Below are 20927 nucleotides of genomic sequence, written 5' to 3' on the forward strand. Positions count from 1 at the left end.
TCGAGATATAACGGGATAGTCGATTATCGGGCAAGGATATCGTCAAGGTTGTAACTAACTGGACGCTCAAGCTGCTCGTACGTGCACGAATCGGGCGTGCGATCGGGCCGCCACCGCCGCCACTGCGCGGTGTGCCGGAACCGGTCGCCCTCCATCTGGTCGTAGGCCACCTCGATCACCAGCTCCGGCCGCAACGGGATGAAGGACAAATCCTTCTTGGCGTTCCACCGCGACACCGCGCCGGGCACCCGCTGCCCGCCCGTCGCGGGCCCGGCGGCCGGCTGGCCGGCGTTGGCCGCCGCCTGCTCGGCCCAGTGGCCCCACGGATGCTCGCTCAGCTCCGCGATGTACGGTTTGAGCTCCTCGACCAGCTCGGCCCTGCGCGCCATGGGGAACGACGCCGCCACGCCCACGTGGTGCAGCCGGCCGTCGGCGGCGTAGAGGCCGAGCAGCAGCGAGCCCACGATCGGCCCCGACTTGTGCTCGCGGTAGCCGCAGATGACGACGTCGGCCGTGCGCTCGTGCTTGACCTTGAACATCGTGCGCTTGTCGGGGATGTAGGGCTGGTCACCCGGCTTGACGATGATGCCGTCGAGACCCGCTCCCTCGAACGTCTCGAACCACTCGTGCGCCTGCTCCTCGCTCGTCGTGACCGGGGTCAGCCGGATCGACCCGCCCTTCGCGGGGAAGAGGCCCTCCAGCCGGGCGCGGCGCTCGGAGAACGGCGCCTCCATCAGCGACTCGTCACCCAGCGCCAGCAGATCGAACGCGACGAACTGGGCCGGCGTGCGCTCCGACAACATCGTCACCCGCGACTTGGCGGGATGGATGCGCTGCTGCAACGCGTCGAAGTCGAGCTGGGAGCCCATCGGCAGGACGATCTCGCCGTCGACCACGCACCGGTCGGGCAGCTCGGCCCTGGCCGCCTCGACCAGCTCGGGAAAATAGCGGGTGAACGGCCGCTCCTTGCGGCTGCCCAGATAGACCTCGTCGCCGTCGCGGAAGATGATGCAGCGGAAGCCGTCCCACTTCGGCTCGTAGAACAGCGTGCCGTCCTGCTTCGGCATGGTCTTGACCGGCTTGGCCAGCATCGGCGGCACCGGCGGGCGCACCGGCAGGTTGGGCACCGGCTCCGGCTCCTCGGCCGCGACGGCGCCGGCGGTCGGCCCGGTGGTCGGCCCGGTGGTCGGCCCGGTGGTCGGCCCGGTGGTCGGCCCGGTGGTCGGCTCAGTGGGCTCGCTCATCAGTGCTCCCTGTGTATGTGCAGAAGAGGACGCCCTCCTCCTCCAGCACCTGGCTGAGATCGAGGGAAACCTCCGCGGGCTCGCCGTTGAGTATGCGGGCCGCGCCGCCCCCGACCAGCATCGGGCTGATCGACAGGCACAGCTCGTCGATCAGCCGGCAGGCCGAGAGCTGGGCGTTGACGCGGGGGCCGCCCTCGCACAGGACCCTGGTCAGGCCGCGCTGGTGCAGCTCGGCCATGGCCAGCGGCAGGTCGACCTCGTCGTCGCCGGCGACGACGAGGTCGCAGTGCCGGGCCGCGGCCTTGCGCCGCTCGCGGGGCGCGGCCTCGCAGGTGATCACGATCGTCCGGCTGGGCGCGTCGGTGAACAACTCGGCGTCGAGGTCGAAGCCGAGGCCGCGGGTGATGACGGCGATCGGCGGCACCTCGGGCCGGCCCTCGCGGAGCTCGGCCCACCAGTCGCGCGGCGGCACCGGGCCGTAGCCCTCGGTGCGGACGGTGGCGGCGCCCGCGACGATCACGTCGGCCAGCCCGCGCAGGGTCTGGAAGATTCGCCGGTCGCCCTTGCTCGACAACCCCCGTGAGCGGCCCTTCAGCCAGGCCGCGCCGTCGGCGCTGGCGACCATGTTGACGCGCAGCCACGGCCGGTCGCCGGGGTAGGCGTACGCCTGCGCGATGTCCGGGTTGTCCTGTATGTCGGGATAGATGCGCCGCACTCCTCTACCTTGGCACACCCCACCGACAATCGGCTCACGCAGGTTTCCGCCCTCGTCAGGCGTGCCGGCGCGGCTGGCGGAGCACCTGGAGCGAGCGTGCCGTGACCGCCACCAGGTCGCCGGCCCGCCACTCGTCGGCGAACGCGTCCTCCACCGTGTCGTGGTTGGTGTCGAGCACCGGCAGCCATCCGCCGCCGAACTCCTCGCCGGGCAGCGTGAACGACATGTTCTCGTGGTGGGCGTTGATCAGCAGCAGGAACGAGTCGTCCACGATCCGCTCGCCGCGCGGCCCGGGCTCGGTGATCGCCTCCCCGTTGAGATAGACCATCAGCGACTTGGCGTAGCTGATGTGCCAGTCGCCCGCCGTCATCTCGCGGCCGCCGGGGGTGAGCCAGACCAGGTCGCGCTTGCCGTTGTCGGGGTGGCGGCCGTGGAAGAACCTGCGGCGCTGGAAGACCGGGTGCTCGCGGCGCAGCTTGGACAGCGCCCTGACGAAGTCGAGCAGCTCGTGTTCGGTCTGCAGCATCGACCAGTCGACCCAGGCCAGCTCGTTGTCCTGGCAGTAGGCGTTGTTGTTGCCGCGCTGGGTGCGGCCGATCTCGTCGCCGTGGGACAACATCGGCACGCCCTGCGACAGGAACAGGGTGGCCAGGAAGTTGCGCCGCTGGCGGCGGCGGAGCGTGACGATCTCCGGATCCTCGACCGGACCCTCCGCCCCGCAGTTCCACGAGCGGTTGTCGTTGGTGCCGTCGCGGTTGTCCTCGCCGTTGTCGGCGTTGTGCTTGTGGTCGTACGAGACCAGGTCGGTGAGGGTGAAGCCGTCGTGGCAGGTGACGAAGTTGATCGAGGCGACCGGGCGGCGGCCGGAGGACTCGTAGAGGTCGGCGGAGCCGGTCAGCCGGGAGGCGAACTCCGGCAGCGCGGAATGTGTGCCCCTCCAGAAATCCCGCACGATGTCGCGGTATTTGCCGTTCCACTCCGTCCACAGCGGCGGGAAGTTCCCGACCTGGTAGCCCCCCGGCCCCACGTCCCACGGCTCGGCGATCAGCTTGACCTGCGAGATCACCGGATCCTGCTGGATCAGGTCGAAGAACGCGCTCAGCCGGTCGACGTCGTGCAGCTCCCTGGCCAGCGCGGAGGCCAGGTCGAAGCGGAACCCGTCGACGTGCATCTCCAGCACCCAGTAGCGCAGGGAGTCCATGATCAGCTGCAGGGCGTGCGGCGAGCGCACGTTGAGGGAGTTTCCGCAGCCGGTGTAGTCGAGGTAGTAGCGCCGGTCACCGTCGTGCAGCCGGTAGTAGGCGGCGTTGTCGATGCCCCTGAACCCCAGGGTGGGGCCCATGTGGTCGCCCTCGGCGGTGTGGTTGTAGACCACGTCGAGGATGACCTCGATGCCCGCCTCGTGCAGCGCCCGCACCATCGCCTTGAACTCCAGCACCTGCTCCCCCCGCGTGCCGCCGCCGGAGTAGCGGCCGTGCGGCGCGAGGTAGGCCATGGTGTTGTAGCCCCAGTAGTTCGTCAGCCCGCGCGCCACCAGGAAGTGCTCGGGGATGTAGTGGTGCACGGGCATCAGCTCGACCGCCGTCACCCCGATCGACAGCAGGTGCTCGATGATCGCCGGATGCCCCACGGCCGCGTACGTGCCCCGCAGGTCCGGCGGCACGCCGGGGTGCCGCATGGTGAGCCCCCGCACGTGGGCTTCGTAGATCACGGTCTGGTGGTACGGCGTGCGCGGCGGCCGGTCATTGCCCCACTCGAAGAACGGGTTGATCACGACGTTCTTCGGGAGGTAGGGGCCGCTGTCCTCGGTGTTGCGCCGGGAGGGATCGGTGAAGTAGTAGGGGAACAGCGCCTGGTTCCAGGTCAGCTCGCCGTCGATGGCCTTGGCGTAGGGGTCGAGCAGCAGCTTGGCGGGGTTGCACCGGTGGCCCTGCGACGGTTCGTACGGCCCGTGCACGCGGTAGCCGTAGCGCTGCCCCGGCTGGACGCCCGGCAGGTAGCCATGCCAGACGAACCCGTCGACCTCGGGCAGGTCGACCCGCTCCTCGGTGCCGTCGTCGTGAAAAAGGCATAGCTCGACCCTGTCGGCGACCTCTGAGAACACCGAAAAGCTGGTGCCAACGCCGTCCCAGGTGGCGCCGAGTGGATAGGGCTCGCCCGGCCAGACCTCGCGCATGTGAACTGATTGTCGCACGTTGAAGCGGCCTTGGTCTCGCACTGAGCCGATCGCCCTTCGTACCGGGCCGGCCGCGCACGCGTGGGCGCCGCCGGCCTACCCGAGGCGGAGGCTAGAGCAGCTCGGCGTTGAGCGAGATCGTGGTGCCCGCCAGGGCCTTGCTGACCGGGCAGCCGGCCTTGGCCGTCTCGGCGGCCTGCTGGAACTGCTCGGCCGTGATGCCGGGGACGTGCCCCTTCACCGTGAGCACGATGCCCGTGATGCCCTCGCCGGGCTGGAACGTCACGTCGGCGCTGGTCTGCAGCGACGCGGGGGGCGTGCCGGCGCCGGCCAGCCCGTGGGAGAGCGCCATCGAGAAGCACGACGAGTGGGCGGCCGCGATGAGCTCCTCGGGAGACGTCTTGCCGCCCGCCGCCTCGGCCCTGGACGGCCAGGAGACCTCGAAGGTGCCGGCGCCCGATGAGTCGAGCGAGACGCTGCCCGAGCCGTCGAGCAGAGCGCCCTTCCACTGGGTGGTGGCGGTGCGCGTGGTGGCCATGGTGGTGCTCCCTCCGTCGTGGACCTCCGAAGCTATCGCGCGCCGGATCGAGCCCCGAGGAGGCGCGCACCGGCACGAGGGACATTCGCTCGTCATCCAGCTCTACATTTCCCACGAATAGTGACATGCTCGGGTCGCGGCGCACATGCCGCCTTGGTCCGGATTTAACGGGAGTGTGGTGCCAGTGGAGGCACCGTACGACGACCGCGTGCTGCACCAGCGGGTGGTCGGCGGCGACGAGTCCGCTCTGGGGGAGATCTACGACCGGCTCTCCTCGCTGATCTTCGGTCTCTCCCTCCGGGTCACCAGGGATCGGGTGATCGCCGAGGACATCACGCAGGAGGTGTTCCTGGTCTTCTGGGAACGTCCGCTGGCCTACGATCCGGAGCGCGGGCCCCTGCGCGCCTGGCTGGCCACGATCGCGCACCGGCGCGCGGTCGATCACGTGCGCGCGGAGGAACGGCGCCGGGTCTCGGCGCTGGGGCCGCGGTTGTTCGAACGCGAGCCCGCCAGGCCGGAGGACACCGTGCTCGCCGCCGACGAGGCCGAGCGGGTGCGGCAGGCCGTGACGTCGTTACCCGGCAGCCTGCGGGAGGCACTCGAGCTCGCCTATTTCGGCGGCAGGACCTACCGGCAGGTCGGCGAGGAACTCGGCATGCCCGAGGGCACGGCGAAATCGCGCATCCGGCTGGCGTTACGGCGCCTGGCGGACGCGCTGGCGGAGGAAGAGGTGTGATGGACCCCGTCGAGCGTCTTTACCTGGACGCGCTGATGGCGGACCCGGCGGTGCCGGCCCACTCGTTGCGTCCCCAACTCCTGGCCGGCGCGAGGGCCCGGCGCAGACCCGCGGCGCCCACCGCCGCCTGGGCGGAGCCGTACGCGGGCCGGGTCGCCGCCATGGACGCCCTGCTGGCCGAGGCGGCCGGCGACGACTGGTCGCGCGTGATCGTCGAGGGCTGGACCCTGCAGGAGCTCGTCGCCCACCTGGCCGCCAAGGACGGCCTGCTGGCCGCCTCCGTCGGCGCTCCCGTGCTCGGACCGCCCATCGGCACGACCGACTCGCTGGCCCGTACACGAGATCTGCAGGCGTACGAGCGGTCACGCAGCCCCGAGCAGACGCGCAGGGACTGGCGCGCCCAGGCGGACGCGCTCTGCCGCCACCTGACGGGTCTGGATCCCGCGACGGCGGCCACCCTCGACGGCCTGGAGATAGGACTGGGCGACCACATCCTCGGCCGGAGCCTGGAGACGTGGATCCACACCGCCGACGCCGCGGCGACGGCCAGGGTCCGCCTGCCCGACCCGATCGCGGAGCACATCCACCCGACCGCCGACCTGTGCGCCCGCCTGCTGCCCTGGACGATGCTCCTCTCGGGAATGGACGGCGGCGCGGGACACACCCTGCACCTCTCCTTGACGGGCGACGGCGGCGGCGAGTGGCGCATCCCCCTGGGCGCGGAGGAGACGATCCCGGGCACTCCCGACGTCAGCATCACGGCGGACGTGGTGGCGTTCTGCTTCCTGCTCGGCGGAAGGGGAGACCCGGCCGCCTTCCCGGCGGAGCTGGGCGGTGACCTCGCCCTGGCCAGGGACGTCCTGACCGCCGCCCCTGCTCTGTCCGGCCCGTAGCCGGGCTCGTCGCGGCGGAGGCGGCCCGGGCCCCAGGAGATCATCCTCGTGCCATGCCCACTGGCGGGCAAACAACGGCGAAAACCTTGTTGAACGACCCCTCCTCCGGAGTCCTTTGATTTGACGCGTTGTTTGGGTTCATGGGGTTAAACGAGATTCCGTTCCTGGGTAAGTCTGCCTCTGTCCGGACACTCGATCATGATGGGTGCCGGATTTTCTGGGTCGATCTACCCATGGACGGAAAAGAATGCACGAGAATACAGAAAGTCGGCAACCGCGCGCGCCGAGAAAAAGGCGCATCATGTCGGTGGCTCTGGCCGGCGCGGCCGCCAGCGTCATGCTCCTTCCTGCGAGCCAGGGGATCGCCGGCGCGAGCGCAGGCGTTGCCGTCGTCCCGGCCGCGTTCGGGGTCGCCGCCGGAGAGAAGCCGGTGCTCGGCTGCAAGCGTCACTGCAACCGCTGGCCCAAAGGCCCCTGGTGGGGCGGTCGCCATCACCACCACCACGACGATCACTTCCACCACCGCAAGTTCCGTCACAAGCGCCACCATGACCACCGGCCGGTCCGGCCGCGCATCGTCGTGGTGACGCCCACGCCCACGGCCACGCCGGCCCCGACGCCTACGAAGACGCACTGGCCGCGCCACGACGACAACGAGGGCGCGTTCGACTTCTTCGACTGGTGGCCGGTCGACCAGTAGCGCCCGCGGTGGGCGGTATCGTCACCGCCCCCGAAGGAAAGGACGAATGCCGCGGCCGGCCAGCCGGCCGTGGCATTCGTCTATTTATCCGATGGAAGTGCCGGATAATGCGGGCGCGGAGTGAAATATGGCCAAAGGTTGTTGCGAATCTGGTCGAACTCCATCATCCTGATTAATCCTTGGCGGGCGGCTGCGGTCCAGACCTGCTGGCCGACCGGGCCCGCCGCGCACGACGAGAGGGGGCCACATGACTGACGACGTGATGGGAGACGTGACGGGCCTGGCCGGGCTGCTGTACGAGTTCGGGCTGCTCAAGCGCTACAAGAGGACCGGGTGGCTGGTCGCGGGCGTACGCGACCCCGAGAGCATCGCCGAGCACTCGTTCCGCGCCGCCGTCATCGCGGGCATGATCGCCAAACTGGAGGGCGCGAATCCGGAGCGGGCCGCGTTCATGAGCCTGTTCCATGACACGCAGGAGACCCGCATCACCGACATCCCCTACATCGGCAAGCGCTACCTCAAGGCGGCCTCCAACGAGGACGTCACCGCCGACCAGGTGCGGGGCGTGTCCGCGGAGGTGGCGGACATGGTGGGCGACGCGGTCGCCGAGTATGAGGAGAAGGCGAGCCTCGAGGCCGTCTGCGCACGCGACGCCGACAAGCTGGAGTGCCTCATCCAGGCGGTCGAATATCGGGAGCAGGGGCATCAGAACGTGCAGGGCTGGATCGACAGCTCGCTCGCCGCGATCAAGACCACGACGGGCAAACGCCTGGCGGAGGAGGCTTTGAGCACGGGGACCCTGGAATGGGTGACCCGCGTGCTCAACGGCGACTGACCGCGCTCACCCGGCCGCCGGCGGCTCGGTGACGAGGTCTCTGGCGTATTCGTCGTCGCTCTCGGCCAGCACCCGCTCCGCCCCCTGCGCCGCCCGCTCGTCGCCGCGGGTCGCGAGCCCGCGCGTGGCCTCGGCCACCGCACGCAGGTTCGTGTCGGTGAGCCGGGCCGCCAGCGCCTCCCGGATGACGGGCGTGTCGGCCGGCAGGCCCGCGAGCCCGGCCGTGGCCCAGTCGCGGATGTCCGGGTCGTCGTCCTGGGTCATCTCGATGAGCAGCGCGAGACCCTCCTGGTGGTCCGGCGGCAGCACGTCGGCCAGCGCGATCGCGTCGGTCATCGTCCGCGCGTGCCCGGGACGCCCGAGGATGTCCAGCACGTACGGCAGCGCCCTCGGATCGCCCTGATGGCCGAGCGCGGCCAGGACCGAGCGCAGCACCTGCGGGTTGCCCTCCGTGGTGACCATCTTCGCCAGCAGCGGCAGCGTCCTGTCGGCGTAGGGCTTCTCGTCCTCGGTGACGCCGAGCTGGGCGATGGCGTCCACGCCGAACTCCCGCTCCCTGGCGTCCTCGCTCACGCACAGCCGGGACAGCGCCTCGTAGGTCTCCTCGTCACCGCGCTTGGCCAGCGAGTCGGCGACGATCCACCACGTCTCGGCGTCCTCGTCGAGGTCGCGGTGCGCGACGGCCCGCGCCACGAGCCGCTCGACCGGCTCGTGGACGCCCGTCGCCCCCTCCAGCAGGGTCGCGACGGCCGCGTGGCCGCGCTGCGCCTGCACCTGTTCCGTCTGCGTGCCGTCGGGCGAGCGGCCGGTCACGGTGACCAGTTCGGTGCCGTCCTTGGTGTGCCGGCGGGTCACGGTGTGCTCCCAGCCCTCCTGCTCGATCTGGTCGAGCAGGGCGCTTTCCAGGTGCACGCCCACCCAGTCGGCCGCGATGTCGAGCGGCGTGTCGCCGTCGCCGTCGTACTTCTCGGCGTCGGCGTCCGCCCCCAGCAGCACCTGCACCACACCCAGCGCGCCGCGCCTGGCGGCCAGCGACAGCGGGGTGTCGCCGTCGTCGTTGGTCGCGTCGACCTCGGCGCCGGCCTCGATCAGCACCCTGGCGGTGGCGGCGTGCCCGTTGGCGGCGGCCCACAGCAGCGCCGTCCAGCCGCCGGCCTCCCTGCCGTCGACCTCGGCCCCGGCCGCCAGCAGCGTCGTGGCCACCTCGGTGCGGTCCCAGGCCGCGGCCGCGCACAGCGGCAGGCCCGCCTCCTCGCCCTCGCTGGGCGTGTTGGGGTCGGCGCCGCCGGCCAGCAGCTTGCCCACGGTCTCGGAATCGCCGTTCAACGCCGCGCGGTAGAGCTGTTCCTCATGCATGACAGGGACCCTAGCCTGGTCCGGCCGCGCCCCGGACCATGCCAGGGCCCCGTGTCATGGCGTGGTACGCGTCCCGGCCTCCGGAGGTTCAGACTCCAGGGCGACGTGCATGGTCAGAGGCGAGACAGTTTCCTCCCGGACAGCGCGATGCCGGACAAGACGCGATATGTTGCGAGTATGACTGATCCGGGTGAGGTCCGTGCGTCGGACGCCGAGCGTGAGGCCGTCGTCGAACAACTCCGTGTCGCCTCGGTGGAGGGCAGGCTCACGCTCGCCGAGCTGACCGACCGCACGGAGGCCGCGTACACCGCGACCACGCAAGCCGAGCTGACCCTGCTCACCCAGGACCTCCCCACCGGCGGCGCGCCCGCCCCCGCGCCGCCCGCCGCCTCAGGACGCAAGCGGCGCTGGTTCGTGGGCATCATGGGCGACTCCAAGCGGCGCGGCACCTGGCGGATCGACCAGGAGCTCGGCGCGGTCGCCGTGATGGGGGACGTCGTGCTCGACCTGCGCGAGGCGGAGGTGCGGACCAACTCGGTCGACATCATGGCCGTCTCCGTGATGGGCGACGTGAAGATCATCGTGCCCGACGGGGTGAACGTGGACCTCGACGGCGTGGCCATCATGGGCGACAAGAAGGTGGACGTCCTGGAGGGCGCCCAGGGAGCGAACGTGCCCGTCGTGCGCGTGCAGGCGTACGCCGTGATGGGCGACGTCAAGGTGGTCGGCGACTCGCGCGCGAAGCCGATCAAGCGCAAGCTGTCGGCCTGGCGGGAGCACTGGCGGATGTTGCACGGAGAGGACTGGCGCGAGCTGGGCAGGCAGCTCCGCCACGACACCCGCGAGCTGAACCGGCAGGTGCGCGAGGAAACCCGCGAGCTGAACCGGCAGGTGCGCGACATGAACCGCGACCTCCGCCGCGGTTACTGAACCCACCCCCCGGGACCGCGACCTCGAGAGCCGCCGGCCCCGCCGCCTCACCACCGCCTCAGCCGGGGCGCGACGGGGCGGTGAGCTCTCAGCCGGCGACGGGCACCGGCCGCCGCTGGGCCGCTTCGTACCGCTCCAGCAGCACGCCGGCCAGTTCGGGAGCGGGCCCGAGCACGTCGGCCACGACCTCGGCGCCGGCCTCCAGCGTGGCCTGCCGTACCTTGTCGGCGAAGTAGCCGGGAGCCAGCAGATAGGGGGCGACGGCCACCCGCGGCGCGCCGGAGCGCAGCAGCGCGGAGACCGCCTCGGCAGGCGACGGATCCGCCGCGGAGGCGTAGGCGGCCGACACCGACCACCAGCCGGAGCGCCGCCACCGCCGGGCCATCTCCGAGACCACCGCGTTGGCCCTGGCGTCGCTGGAACCGGCCGACACCAGCACCACCGCCGTGTCCGGGTCGCCCGCGGGCACGCCCGCCCCGGCCAGCCGCCGCTCCAGCGCGGCCGGCAGCAGCGGGTGCGGCCCGAGCGTGGTGCCGTAGTGCACGCGCAGGCGCGGATGGCGCGCCCTGACCTCGTTGAGCGCCGCGGGCAGATCGACCCGGCTGTGGTACGCCTCGGTGAGCAGCAGCGGCAGCACCACGGCCTCGTCGAGCCCGGCCAGCGCCTGCCCGAGCGTGGGGGCGCAGTGGTCGAGATAGGCCACGCGTACGGGCACGTCGGGGCGTTCCAGGCGCACCCGGTCGAGCAGCGCGGCCACGGTGGCGGCGGCGCGCGGGTCGCGTGACCCGTGCGCCACCGCCACCAGTGGCACGCGGCCGGGGGCCGCCCCGCCTGCCAACGGGACGGGGCCCCTGTCGGGGATCACAGGTGAATGCCGCATTCGACCTTCCCCAGGCCCGCCCAGCGACCGCTGCGCGGATCGTCACCATCCGCGACCTGCCGCGTGCAGGGGGCGCAGCCGATCGAGGGGTAGTTGTCGTAGTGCAACGGGTTGATCAGCACCCCGTTGTCGGCGATGTAGTTGTCGACGTCATCCTGCGTCCAGGCGGCGATCGGATTGACCTTGACCATCTGCCGCTTGGCGTCCCACTCGACGACCCTGGTGTTCGTCCGGCTCGGCGACTCGTCGCGGCGGATGCCGGAGATCCACGCGAGGTACGGCTCCAGCGCCCGGTTGAGCGGCTCCACCTTGCGCAGGTAGCAGCAGAGGTCGGGGTTGCGGCCGAACAGGCGCGGGCCGAGGTCGCGATCCTGCTCGTCGACCGTCCGCGACGGCTTGATGTCGATCACGTTGACGTCATAGACCTGCCGCACGGCGTCCCGCGTGCCGATCGTCTCGGCGAAGTGGTAGCCGGTGTCGATGAACAACACGTCAACGCCGGGTTTGACCCGGCTCACCAGATCGATGAGCAGCGCGTCGCTCATGGAGGAGGTCAGGCACAAACGCTCGCCGAAGGTCGCCGCCGCCCAACGGATGATCTCGCGCGCAGGGGCGCCCTCCAGAGCGGTCGCGGCGGACTCGACGATGTCCGGCAGGTCGAGCGTGCCACGTTGATCTCTGAAGACGACCTCGAGGTCGACCAGCGTCATATCCTCACTCCGATCCCGAGAAACTTCAGCTTGAAAGCACGAGCGCAGGCGCGGCAGTACCAGCTGCCGCCCGTGCCGTGCCCGGCGTCGTCGAGTTCGCCCTCGTAGGGTTCGAGGTCCTCGTCGCCGCAGTACGGGCAGTGGAAGGGAACCGCTCGTGTGGTCATTTCAGGTCGGCCTCGTCCGCGCGCTGCACCCAGTCGGCGAACGACTCGCCTTCCTTCTTCTGGTCGTCGTAGTGGGACACGACCCGCGCGACGTAGTCGGGCAGCGCCTTGGCGGTGGTCTTCAGTCCTCTGACCTTGCGGCCGAAGCCGGAGTTGACGCCCAGCGAGCCGCCCAGGTGGATCTGGAAGCCCTCGACCTGCTCGCCGTTCTCGTCGACCACGAGCTGGCCCTTCAGGCCGATGTCGGCGGTCTGGGTGCGGGCGCACGCGTTGGGGCAGCCGTTGACGTTGATGGTCAGCGGCTCGTCGAACGACGGCAGCCGGCGCTCCAGCTCGTCGATCAGGCCGGCGGCCGCCGACTTGGTCTCGACGATGGCCAGCTTGCAGAACTCGATGCCGGTGCAGGCCATCGTCTGGCGGCGGAACGTGGACGGCCTGACCCGCAGGTCGGCGGCCTCCAGCTCGGCCACGAGCGAGTCGACCTGGTCAGGTGCGACGTCGAGGACGACCATCTTCTGCTCGATCGTCGTGCGGACCCGGCCGGAGCCGTGCCGCTCGGCGATGTCGGCGATCTGATGGAGCTTGTCGCCGTCGACCCGGCCCACCTTGGGGGCGAAGCCGACGTAGAAGTCGCCGTCCTGCTGCGGGAAGACGCCGACGTGGTCGCGCCGGCTGCCGCGGGGCGGCTCGGGGGCGGGCCCGTCGGGCAGCGGCTCCTTGAGGTATTCCTGCTCCAGCACCGCACGGAACTTCTCCACGCCCCAGTCGTTGACCAGGAACTTGAGCCTCGCCCTGTGCCGCAGCCGCCGGTAGCCGTAGTCGCGGAAGATCCCGGTGACGCCCTCGTGCACGTCGCCCACCTGGTCGGGCCGGACGAACACGCCCAGCCGCTTGGCCAGCATCGGGTTGGTCGACAGGCCGCCGCCGACCCACAGGTCGTAGCCGGCCTCGCCGCGCTCGTTGACCACCCCGACGAACGCCACGTCGTTGATCTCGTGGACCGTGCAGTGGGCGGGGCAGCCGCTCAGCGCCGTCTTGAACTTGCGCGGCAGGTTGGAGTAGGCCGGGTTGCCGATGACGCGCTCCTTCAGCTCACGGATCTGCTCCGTGGCGTCCAGCACCTCGTCGGTGTCGATGCCGGCCAGCGGGCACCCGAGGATCACGCGCGGGGTGTCGCCGCAGGCCTCCGTGGTGGACAGGCCCACCGCCTCCAGGCGCTCCCAGATGTCCGGCACCGACTCGATCTCGATCCAGTGGAGCTGGATGTTCTGGCGGTCGGTCAGGTCGGCGGTGCCGCGGGCATATTCGTTGGCGATGTCGGCGATCGTGCGCAGCTGGGCCAGGTCGAGCTGCCCGCCGTCGATGCGCACGCGCATCATGAAGTAGCGGTCGTCGAGCTCCTCGGGCTCGAGGATCGCCGTCTTGCCGCCGTCGATGCCGGGCCTGCGCTGGGTGTAGAGGCCGTACCAGCGCATGCGGCCGCGCAGGTCGGCCGGGTCGATGGAGTCGAAGCCCCGCTTGGAGTAGATGTCGATGATGCGCTGGCGGACGTTGAGGCCGTCGTCGTTCTTCTTGTTCTCTTCGTTCTTGTTGAGCGGCTCGCGGTAACCGAGAGCCCACTGGCCTTCGCCGCGCGGGCGCCGGTGATGGCGACTGGCGGGAGTGCGGCTGGCAGGAGTGCTCATTGCGCGTCCTTCGGATCATGGGCGCGCGCTATGGTCCTCCCGCCTCGTCATCGAGGGCAGGGGTGCAGGAGGGGATGCGACGCGCTCAGCGGCAAAAAGAAAGATGGCGGTTAGCGGGCGTCGCAACAGATGGCACTGCGGACACGCAGCAGGTCGACGTGGCGTCGACCGACAAGCATGGGGTCCGCTGGCATACAACGAAGATACCCCGGCCGTCCGGGATGTCCAAGAAGGGGTCCAGAGTGTGGGATCGTTCAGCCCTGGCGCGGCCAGTCCAGCTCCGACTCCTTGGCCTGCTCCGCGGTCTGGTGCTGGCAGTCGCACCACGAGCCGCCGCGGCAGTCGTCGTGGCGCTTGTCCTTGCAGCTCTCGCAGATCACACCTGCATTATTCTCCTAGAAGGTTGTTCCGGTTAGGCTGGCGCGCGTGGACCTCATGGCCGAGTTGCTCGACGATCTGCGTGCCGAGACCGCGTCCTTCGAGGCGCTGCTGCGGCCCCTGCGCGACGACGACTGGGAACGCCCCACACCCGCCGAGGGATGGGCGATCCGCGACCAGGTGAGCCATCTGGCCTGGTTCGACGACGCGGCCGCCCGGGCGGTCACCGACCCCGACGGCCACCGCGCCGCGCTCGCGGGTCTTGGCGCGGTCGACGGATGGGTCGACGATCTGGTGCGGCAGGCGCGCGGGAGGACGCCCGCCGGCCTGCTCGCCTGGTTCCGTACGGCGCGGGCCCGCAGCATCGAGGCGTTCACCACGCTCGGCGCCCGCGACAGGGTGCCGTGGTACGGGCCCGACATGTCGGCGGCCTCGTTCGTCACCGCGCGGCTGATGGAGACGTGGGCCCACGGCCAGGACGTGGCAGACGCGCTCGGCGTCACCAGGCCGCCCACGGCCCGGCTCAGGCACGTGGCCTCGATCGGCTTCATGGCCAGGCCGTACAGCTTCGCCGTACGCGGCCTTCCCCTGCCCGCCGAGCCGGTGCGCGCGGAGCTCACCATGCCGGACGGCACCATGTGGACGGCGGGCCCGGGTGACGCGGAGAGCGTCGTACGCGGGCCGGTGCTCGACTTCTGCCTGGCCGTCACCCAGCGCATCCACCTGTCGGACACCGCGCTGGAGACGGCGGGGAGCCCGGCGAGGGAATGGATGGAGATCGCGCAGGCGTTCGCGGGGCCTCCGGGAAGGGGCCGCGCGCCCGTCTCGGGGTGATCTCAGGGTCGATGCCGGATGACGCGAACGGCAGGACCAGTGACATGCTGTGAGCATGCGCACAATCCTGAACGTCATCTGGCTCGTGTTCGCCGGAATCTGGCTGGCCATGGGCTACGCGCTGGCCGGGATCATCTGCTGCATCCTGATCATCACGATTCCGTTCGGCATCGCCTCGTTCAGGATCGCCGCGTACGCGCTGTGGCCGTTCGGCAGGACCGTCGTGCGCGACCCCGGCGCGGGGGTGTTCTCGTTGCTCGGCAACATCATCTGGTGCGTGGTCGCCGGGATCTGGCTGGCCATCGGCCACGTCATCACCTCGATCCCGCTGTTCATCTCCATCATCGGCATCCCGATGGGCGTGGCGAACATCAAGCTGATCCCCGTCTCCCTCCTCCCGCTGGGCGCGCGCATCGTCGACAACGACTAGCCACGGGCGGGGTGCGCGGCGTCTAATGGGGGCAACCGCCACCACGGTTTCGACCAGGCACTCTGGTAGGGCGGCGGGCTGATGGGCAGTGACCATTGGCTAGGCTGTGCCGAAGAGTAACTGCGAATACCGTTGGGTGCCATGACGTCCACCGAAGCGCCTTCCCGGCCGAAGAGGGGGCTCGCCTCCAACGCCCGGGCCAGGCTGAGCTGGGTGCTCGACACCAAGTCGTGGGCGATCGTCCGTGCTTCGACCAACGCCGGGGTCAACTACCGGGTGACCGGCCTCGCGGGTGAGGCGGCGTTCTTCGCGCTGCTGTCGCTGCCGCCTTTCGTGCTGGGCCTGATCGGCGTCATCGGCAAGCTCAGCACCTGGCTGGGGGCAGGAGTGGTCGGCCAGGTCAGGGCCTGGGTGATCGCGCAGGCGGGCCTGCTGTTCACCGACGACGCCGTCACCAAGGTCGTCAACCCGCTCATCACCGACGTGCTCAGCGACGACGCCGGCAAGGTGTCGATCATCTCGCTGGGTTTCCTGCTGTCCTTGTGGTCCGGCTCCAGGGCCCTCTACGTCTACGTCGACCTCATCTCCGTCGCCTACGGGCTGGGCGAGGAGCGCGGCATCATCCGCACCAGGCTGATGTCGTTCGGCCTCTACGTCATCGGCCTGGTCATCGGCATCATCGTCATGCCGATCCTGGTCGTCGGCCCCACGCTGCTGAGAGACACGCTGCCCGGCGAATACGGCATCCTCATCGACGTGCTCTACTGGCCGGTCGTGATCGTCGGCTCGGTGTTGTTCCTGACCGTGCTCTACCACGTGAGCGTCCCGGTGCGCACGAAGTGGTACCGCGAGCTGCCCGGCGCCATCCTGGCGTTGTTCCTGTGGATCGTCTGCGCGGCGGTGCTGAGGGCCGTGCTGGCCGCGTGGTTCTCGCCCGTCTCCGTCTACGGCTCCCTGGCCGCGCCCATCGCCCTGCTGCTGTGGTTGTACATCACCGCGCTGGCCGTGCTCATCGGCGCCATCCTGAACGCCGAGGTCGACCGGCTCTGGCCGGGCATGGGCCGTACGAACAACGCGTGATCCGCCGTCCGGCCACCCGTGACCGGGTTCAGGAACGTGCAGATCACGCAGAAGTGAGAGCCCGTCGCATCCGCTATCGTCTAGGACGAGACGCGACTGGCGCATTGGGTGGGAACGACCACCGGGGAGCGAAAGGAGCGGAGGCCGTGCGCCTGGGTCTTCGCAGATTGTCAACGATGACAGGAGAATCATGAGTTCTCTCTCTAGCGTCGACCCGCAGCTCGCCGAGCTCATCCAGGCGGAGGAGCGGCGGCAGGCCGACACCGTCAAGCTCATCGCGTCCGAAAACTACGTGTCCAAGGCCGTGCTCGAGGCCACCGGCACCGTCCTGACGAACAAATACAGCGAAGGCTACGCGGGCAAGCGCTACTACGAGGGCCAGCAGGTCATCGACCAGATCGAGACCCTTGCCATCGAGCGCGCCAAGGCGGTCTTCGGCGTCGGCCACGCCAACGTCCAGCCCTACTCCGGCTCGCCCGCCAACCTCGCCGTCTACATGGCGTTCCTGCAGCCCGGCGACACCGTGATGGGCATGGGCCTGCCGTTCGGCGGCCACCTCACCCACGGCTGGTCCGTCTCGGCCACCGGCAAGTGGTTCAACCCGGTCCGCTACGGCGTGCGCAAGGACACCGGCCGCATCGACCTCGACGAGGTGCGGCAGCTCGCCCTGGAGCACCGTCCGAAGCTCATCTTCTGCGGCGGCACCGCGATCCCGCGCACGATCGACTTCGAGGGTTTCGCCTCGATCGCCCGTGAGGTCGGCGCCGTGCTGGCCGCCGACATCGCCCACATCGCGGGCCTGGTCGCGGGCGGCGCGCACCCGTCGCCGGCGGGCCACGCCGACGTGATCTCCACGACCACGCACAAGACGCTGCGCGGCCCGCGCGGCGCCATGCTCATGGCCGACTCCGAAGAGCACGCCAAGGCGCTCAACAAGGCCGTCTTCCCCGGCCTGCAGGGCGGCCCGCACAACCACACCACGGCCGCCATCGCCGTCGCGCTGCACGAGGCCGCCCAGCCGGCCTTCCGCGACTACGCCCACCAGGTCGTCGCCAACGCCAAGACCCTGGCCGACGAGCTCGCCTCGCGCGGGTTCGACCTCGTCTCCGGCGGCACCGACAACCACCTGATCCTGCTCGACCTCACGCCCAAGGGCATCGGCGGCAAGCCGGCCGCGCAGGCGCTCGACCGCGCGGGCCTGGAGACCAACTACAACACGGTGCCGTTCGACACGCGCAAGCCGTTCGACCCGTCGGGCATCCGCATCGGCACGCCGTCGGTCACCTCGCGCGGCATGGGTGAGGCGGAGATGCGCCAGATCGGCGCCTGGATGGACGAGGTCGTCACCGCCCTCGCCAAGGGCGACGCCGACGACGTCATCACGCGCGTCCACCACGAGGTGAGCGAGCTCACCGCGCAGTTCCCCGCGCCCGGTCTCTAGAAGCGAGCTGCCCGCGCGGTTCCTCGCGACCGGTTCCTGGAGTCGCGGCGGCGCCAGGCGCGCGCGTGCCCGTCTCCGGTTCGCGAAGATCTTTTCGGTACGGCGGTGCCGGCGGCACGCCTGCCGCCGCACCTCGCTGAGGGCCTCCAGGGTGAGGCCCGCTGACCCGCACGTGGCGGGCCGCCGTAACGGCACCCCCCTGACCATGGTCGTGGTCACAGCTCGGCCAGGACACCCTCCCTGACGGTGGCGACCGGGATCACGTGGCGGTCCGGGAACGCGGTGGCGCCGCGCGCGTCCACGTAGGCGCGGCCCGGGGGAGCGGCGCCGGCCAGGCGGAAGATCGTGGCGTGGCGGATGGTGCCGTCGTCGCCGAGCCAGGGCTGGTCCATGCGCAGGATCCGGCGTGGCGTGGCCGTGACCGCCTCGATCGCCCGCTCCAGCCCCATGCCGCAGTGCAGCAGCTTGGTGAGCGTGGTGGCCAGGTCGTGCACCGGGCCGGCGATGTTGCGTACGTGGAGGTCGGTGCTGATCGTGTGCGGCGGGAATCCGGCCGCCAGCGCGCGGGTGGCCACGCCGAAGCTGAAGCTGGCCGCGCCGTGCCCCACGTCCAGCAGCACGCCGCGATCGAGGGCCCGGGCCAGGGCCGGGGCCGGGGCGCCGCCGGCGAGCCACGGGGCACCGGTCTTGCCGTGGTAGCAGTGGGTGACGACGTCTCCGGCGTCCAGGAGGTCGAGCACGTCGCCGATCAGCGGCGGGGCCTCGCCCACGTGCACCAGCAGCGGCAGCCCCGCCTCCCTGGCCACCAGGCGGCCGAGCTGGAGCGGCTGCAGGCCCATCGCGCCGACGATCGCGCCGCTGGAGCGCACCTTCACCCCGCACACGACGTCGCGGTGCCGGTCGATGGCGGCGAGCGTGGCGTCCACGTCGATGAACGCCGGGTCGGCGGTCTCGCGCAGGTGGACCAGGCCGTGGGAGCCGATGTTGAGCCAGGCGCGCACCTGCGTCCTGGCCGCCGGGATGACGTAGCGGACGAGACCGTCGACGGTGGCCTGTCCCGCGCTGCCCGCGTCGGCGAGCACGTGCACGCCCGCGTCCAGGCCGGCCCGGTCGGGCGGCACGCTGATCTGCGTCATCGCGTCGTAGACGTGGGCGTGCAGGTCCACCCAGCCGGGACCGACGCAGAGCTCGCCTCCGAGGTGCGATGCGCGTGGCGCGGACGCCTCCTCTCCCCGCCCCGCCCAGGTCAGGCGGGCACGGCCGTTCACCAGCGTCAGGCGGCCGGTCGCGCCGGCGGAGGCCGGTGCTCCGAGCACGCGCAGGGGCGTGTCGAGGGCTGCGGGGATCATGCCAGGGTCCTTGTGACGGCGGCGTTGTGGAACGTGCGGCGGATGCGGGCCATCCCGACCGACGCCCGGCTCGGGTGCACGCGGTTGGTCAGCAGCACGGCGTAGAAGTCCAGCTCGGGATCCACCCACAGGCTCGTCCCCGTGAACCCGTCGTGCCCGTACGCCGACGCGGTGAGCAGGTCACCGCCGCTGCTCAGGTGGGGTTCGTGGCCCTGCCAGGCCAGCGCCCGGCCCCCGGTCCTGGCGCCGGTCATGACGGCCAGCGTGCGCGGCGCGATGACGCCGTCGCCGCCCCTGCACAGCGCCTGGCCCAGCCTGGCCAGGTCGTCCAGGGTGCCGAACATGCCCGCGTGCCCGGCGACGCCGCCGAGCACCTCGGCGTTCTCGTCGTGCACGGTGCCCTGCACGATGCGGCCCCGCCACGGGCAGTCCTCGGTGGCCGCCGCCCGGGCCCGGTCGTGCTCGGGAAGCAGGAAACGGGTGTCGTCCACGCCCAGGGGAGTGGTGACGCGCTCGCGTACGAGCTGGTCGAGCGGGACCCCGGCGGCGCTCTCCGCGACCAGGCCGAGGATCATGAAACCCTGGGAGCTGTACTCGACGCCCGGCCGCTCGCGCAGCGGCAGGCCGACGAGCGCGTCGAGCAGGTCCTCCCGGGTGGGGCAGCGGCGGTAGAGCGGCTGCTGGCCGGGGATGCGCGAGGTGTGGGTGAGCAGCTCGAAGACGGTGATCCCGGCCTTGTCCGTGCCGGCGTAACCGGGCAGGTGGGACTCGACGGTGTCGTCCAGGGTGAGCTCGCCCGACTCCACCAGCGCCATCACCGCGAGCCCGACGATCGGCTTGGTGAGCGAGGCGAGGTCCCACAGCGTGTCGTCGCCCACCGGGGCGCCGTCCCAGCGCAGCGTGCCGAGCGTGTCTCGCCCGACCGGCCCCGCGGACGTGCCGTAGGCCCAGGCCGCGCCCGAGAACTCGCCCTTGTCGCGGGCCCTGGCCAGAATTCGGCCGGCTGTCATACGTTCCTCCCCAGCGCCGCGGAGACCCGGGCGGCGGCGGCCACCACCAGCGGGCCGAGCAGCGGCACGTCGTTCTCGTCCAGATTGAGCGTCAGTCCCGCCACGCTGACCGCGCCCACCGCCGTCCCCGCCGCGTCGTGCACCACCGCTCCGACGCAGCGCACGTTCGGCTCGTTCTCCTCGTCGTCGACCGCGTACCCGCGCTGCCGCACCGCCTCCAGCTCGGCCACGAGCAGATCGGGGTCCGTGATGGTGGCGGGCGTGTTGCTGATCAGCGGCGCGGTCGCCGCCAGCACCGCGCGCACCTCCTCCTCCGGCAGGTGGGCGAGGATCGCTTTGCCGATCGCGGTGCAGTGCAGCGGGATCTGCGTCCCGACCCGCGAGGCCATCCGGTACGGCTGCTGCGACTCGACCTTGGCCAGGTAGACGGCCGACGAGCCGCTGCGGATCGCGAAGTGCACGGTGTGCGAGGTGTTGCGCTGCAGGTTCTCCAGGATCGGCCGGACGAGGGTCGTCATGTCCCTGTCGGTGAGCGCCGCCCCGGCCAGCGCGAGGATGGCGGGCCCCGACGCGTACGTGCCGTCGCCGTGCGAGACGGCGTACCCCTGGGCGATGAAGATCTGCAGGATCCGGTGCACGGTCGTCTTGTTGATGCCGGTCCGCTGGGCGATGTCCGCCAGGCGACGGGGTTGATCGTGGCTGGCCAGGGCTCCTAAGACGACGAGCGTCTTCTCGACCGAATTCATGGTGACTGTCCCAAAAGGGTTGACGGACATAACCGAAACGGGTCATATTCAACCACGTGATACGCCATTTCACCATGTGGAACGCAAGAAAGGG

General features: G+C 70.7%; 22 protein-coding genes and 1 riboswitch. Of the genes, 9 read left to right on the forward strand and 13 right to left on the reverse strand.

Annotated elements, in window-relative coordinates; translation table 11 throughout:
- Positions 1 to 23 precede the first annotated feature (23 nt).
- The 4 genes from ABGB01_RS09985 to ABGB01_RS10000 form a co-directional block, all read right to left on the reverse strand.
- Positions 24 to 1244 carry an ATP-dependent DNA ligase gene (locus ABGB01_RS09985; RefSeq protein WP_347772566.1) on the reverse strand — a complete coding sequence of 407 codons (1221 nt, stop codon included), beginning with the start codon at positions 1242 to 1244 and terminating at the stop codon, positions 24 to 26.
- Positions 1228 to 1959, reverse strand: coding sequence for a pyrimidine reductase family protein (locus ABGB01_RS09990; RefSeq protein WP_347772568.1), 732 nt, complete (start codon positions 1957 to 1959; stop codon positions 1228 to 1230). Before ABGB01_RS09990 ends, ABGB01_RS09985 begins: the two co-directional genes overlap by 17 nt.
- Positions 1960 to 2014: 55 nt before the next feature.
- A complete protein-coding gene (gene glgX, locus ABGB01_RS09995) occupies positions 2015 to 4135 on the reverse strand; it encodes a glycogen debranching protein GlgX (protein WP_347772570.1) in 2121 nt (706 codons plus the stop codon).
- A 112-nt stretch (positions 4136 to 4247) separates the two neighbouring features.
- Positions 4248 to 4673 carry an OsmC family peroxiredoxin gene (locus tag ABGB01_RS10000; protein WP_347772572.1) on the reverse strand — a complete coding sequence of 142 codons (426 nt, stop codon included), beginning with the start codon at positions 4671 to 4673 and terminating at the stop codon, positions 4248 to 4250.
- Positions 4674 to 4851: 178 nt separating this feature from the next.
- Between ABGB01_RS10000 and ABGB01_RS10005 the strand changes: the two genes are divergently transcribed.
- The 4 genes from ABGB01_RS10005 to ABGB01_RS10020 all read left to right on the forward strand — a co-directional run bounded on the left by ABGB01_RS10005 (position 4852) and on the right by ABGB01_RS10020 (position 7837).
- The gene (locus tag ABGB01_RS10005; RefSeq protein ID WP_347646746.1) at positions 4852 to 5409 is read left to right on the forward strand and encodes a sigma-70 family RNA polymerase sigma factor; all 558 of its coding nucleotides are present in this window, start codon (positions 4852 to 4854) and stop codon (positions 5407 to 5409) included.
- Entirely contained in the window at positions 5409 to 6302 is an 894-nt protein-coding gene (locus tag ABGB01_RS10010) for a maleylpyruvate isomerase family mycothiol-dependent enzyme (RefSeq protein ID WP_347772574.1), read from the forward strand. Before ABGB01_RS10005 ends, ABGB01_RS10010 begins: the two co-directional genes overlap by 1 nt.
- Positions 6303 to 6603: 301 nt before the next feature.
- Positions 6604 to 7002: a hypothetical protein gene (locus ABGB01_RS10015; protein WP_347772576.1), complete on the forward strand. Its 399-nt coding sequence runs from the start codon at positions 6604 to 6606 to the stop codon at positions 7000 to 7002.
- 247 nt (positions 7003 to 7249) lie between these two features.
- Positions 7250 to 7837: an HD domain-containing protein gene (locus ABGB01_RS10020; RefSeq protein WP_347618137.1), complete on the forward strand. Its 588-nt coding sequence runs from the start codon at positions 7250 to 7252 to the stop codon at positions 7835 to 7837.
- A 6-nt stretch (positions 7838 to 7843) separates the two neighbouring features.
- On the opposite strand, the gene ABGB01_RS10025 is transcribed toward ABGB01_RS10020, so the two are convergent.
- Positions 7844 to 9193 carry an ankyrin repeat domain-containing protein gene (locus tag ABGB01_RS10025; protein ID WP_347772578.1) on the reverse strand — a complete coding sequence of 450 codons (1350 nt, stop codon included), beginning with the start codon at positions 9191 to 9193 and terminating at the stop codon, positions 7844 to 7846.
- Between the two features lie 177 nt (positions 9194 to 9370).
- Between ABGB01_RS10025 and ABGB01_RS10030 the strand changes: the two genes are divergently transcribed.
- The gene (locus ABGB01_RS10030) at positions 9371 to 10123 is read left to right on the forward strand and encodes a DUF1707 domain-containing protein (protein WP_347772580.1); all 753 of its coding nucleotides are present in this window, start codon (positions 9371 to 9373) and stop codon (positions 10121 to 10123) included.
- An 88-nt stretch (positions 10124 to 10211) separates the two neighbouring features.
- Here the strand turns inward: ABGB01_RS10030 and ABGB01_RS10035 are convergent, their stop codons facing one another.
- From ABGB01_RS10035 to ABGB01_RS10055, 5 genes are all read right to left on the reverse strand, one after another.
- Complete coding sequence (locus ABGB01_RS10035) at positions 10212 to 11003, reverse strand: sirohydrochlorin chelatase (protein WP_347772582.1); 792 nt, start codon at positions 11001 to 11003, stop codon at positions 10212 to 10214.
- Positions 10985 to 11713: a phosphoadenylyl-sulfate reductase gene (locus ABGB01_RS10040; protein WP_347772584.1), complete on the reverse strand. Its 729-nt coding sequence runs from the start codon at positions 11711 to 11713 to the stop codon at positions 10985 to 10987. Before ABGB01_RS10040 ends, ABGB01_RS10035 begins: the two co-directional genes overlap by 19 nt.
- On the reverse strand, positions 11710 to 11880 hold the full coding sequence (locus tag ABGB01_RS10045) for an Insertion element protein (RefSeq protein ID WP_132595212.1): 171 nt from the start codon (positions 11878 to 11880) through the stop codon (positions 11710 to 11712). Before ABGB01_RS10045 ends, ABGB01_RS10040 begins: the two co-directional genes overlap by 4 nt.
- A complete protein-coding gene (locus tag ABGB01_RS10050) occupies positions 11877 to 13565 on the reverse strand; it encodes a nitrite/sulfite reductase (RefSeq protein WP_347772586.1) in 1689 nt (562 codons plus the stop codon). Before ABGB01_RS10050 ends, ABGB01_RS10045 begins: the two co-directional genes overlap by 4 nt.
- Positions 13566 to 13819: 254 nt before the next feature.
- Positions 13820 to 13945, reverse strand: coding sequence for a hypothetical protein (locus ABGB01_RS10055; RefSeq protein ID WP_347618143.1), 126 nt, complete (start codon positions 13943 to 13945; stop codon positions 13820 to 13822).
- A gap of 55 nt (positions 13946 to 14000) precedes the next feature.
- On the opposite strand from ABGB01_RS10055, the gene ABGB01_RS10060 reads away from it, so the two are divergent.
- From ABGB01_RS10060 to glyA, 4 genes are all read left to right on the forward strand, one after another.
- The gene (locus ABGB01_RS10060; protein WP_347772924.1) at positions 14001 to 14777 is read left to right on the forward strand and encodes a TIGR03084 family metal-binding protein; all 777 of its coding nucleotides are present in this window, start codon (positions 14001 to 14003) and stop codon (positions 14775 to 14777) included.
- 55 nt (positions 14778 to 14832) lie between these two features.
- The gene (locus ABGB01_RS10065) at positions 14833 to 15207 is read left to right on the forward strand and encodes a YccF domain-containing protein (RefSeq protein WP_347772589.1); all 375 of its coding nucleotides are present in this window, start codon (positions 14833 to 14835) and stop codon (positions 15205 to 15207) included.
- 141 nt (positions 15208 to 15348) lie between these two features.
- Entirely contained in the window at positions 15349 to 16287 is a 939-nt protein-coding gene (locus ABGB01_RS10070) for a YihY/virulence factor BrkB family protein (RefSeq protein WP_347772591.1), read from the forward strand.
- 82 nt (positions 16288 to 16369) lie between these two features.
- Positions 16370 to 16452: riboswitch (ZMP/ZTP riboswitch) on the forward strand.
- A gap of 25 nt (positions 16453 to 16477) precedes the next feature.
- On the forward strand, positions 16478 to 17728 hold the full coding sequence (glyA, locus tag ABGB01_RS10075) for a serine hydroxymethyltransferase (protein WP_347772593.1): 1251 nt from the start codon (positions 16478 to 16480) through the stop codon (positions 17726 to 17728).
- 215 nt (positions 17729 to 17943) lie between these two features.
- On the opposite strand, the gene ABGB01_RS10080 is transcribed toward glyA, so the two are convergent.
- From ABGB01_RS10080 to ABGB01_RS10090, 3 genes are read right to left on the reverse strand one after another with little or no spacing between them, the layout of a single operon-like run.
- Complete coding sequence (locus tag ABGB01_RS10080) at positions 17944 to 19077, reverse strand: hypothetical protein (protein WP_347772595.1); 1134 nt, start codon at positions 19075 to 19077, stop codon at positions 17944 to 17946.
- A complete protein-coding gene (locus ABGB01_RS10085) occupies positions 19074 to 20087 on the reverse strand; it encodes a serine hydrolase domain-containing protein (RefSeq protein ID WP_347772597.1) in 1014 nt (337 codons plus the stop codon). The genes ABGB01_RS10080 and ABGB01_RS10085 overlap by 4 nt, the downstream gene beginning before the upstream one ends.
- Positions 20084 to 20833 carry an IclR family transcriptional regulator gene (locus ABGB01_RS10090; protein WP_347772599.1) on the reverse strand — a complete coding sequence of 250 codons (750 nt, stop codon included), beginning with the start codon at positions 20831 to 20833 and terminating at the stop codon, positions 20084 to 20086. The genes ABGB01_RS10085 and ABGB01_RS10090 overlap by 4 nt, the downstream gene beginning before the upstream one ends.
- Positions 20834 to 20927 lie beyond the last annotated feature (94 nt).

It is taken from the genome of Nonomuraea sp. B5E05, assembly GCF_039880665.1.
GTDB lineage: Bacteria > Actinomycetota > Actinomycetes > Streptosporangiales > Streptosporangiaceae > Nonomuraea.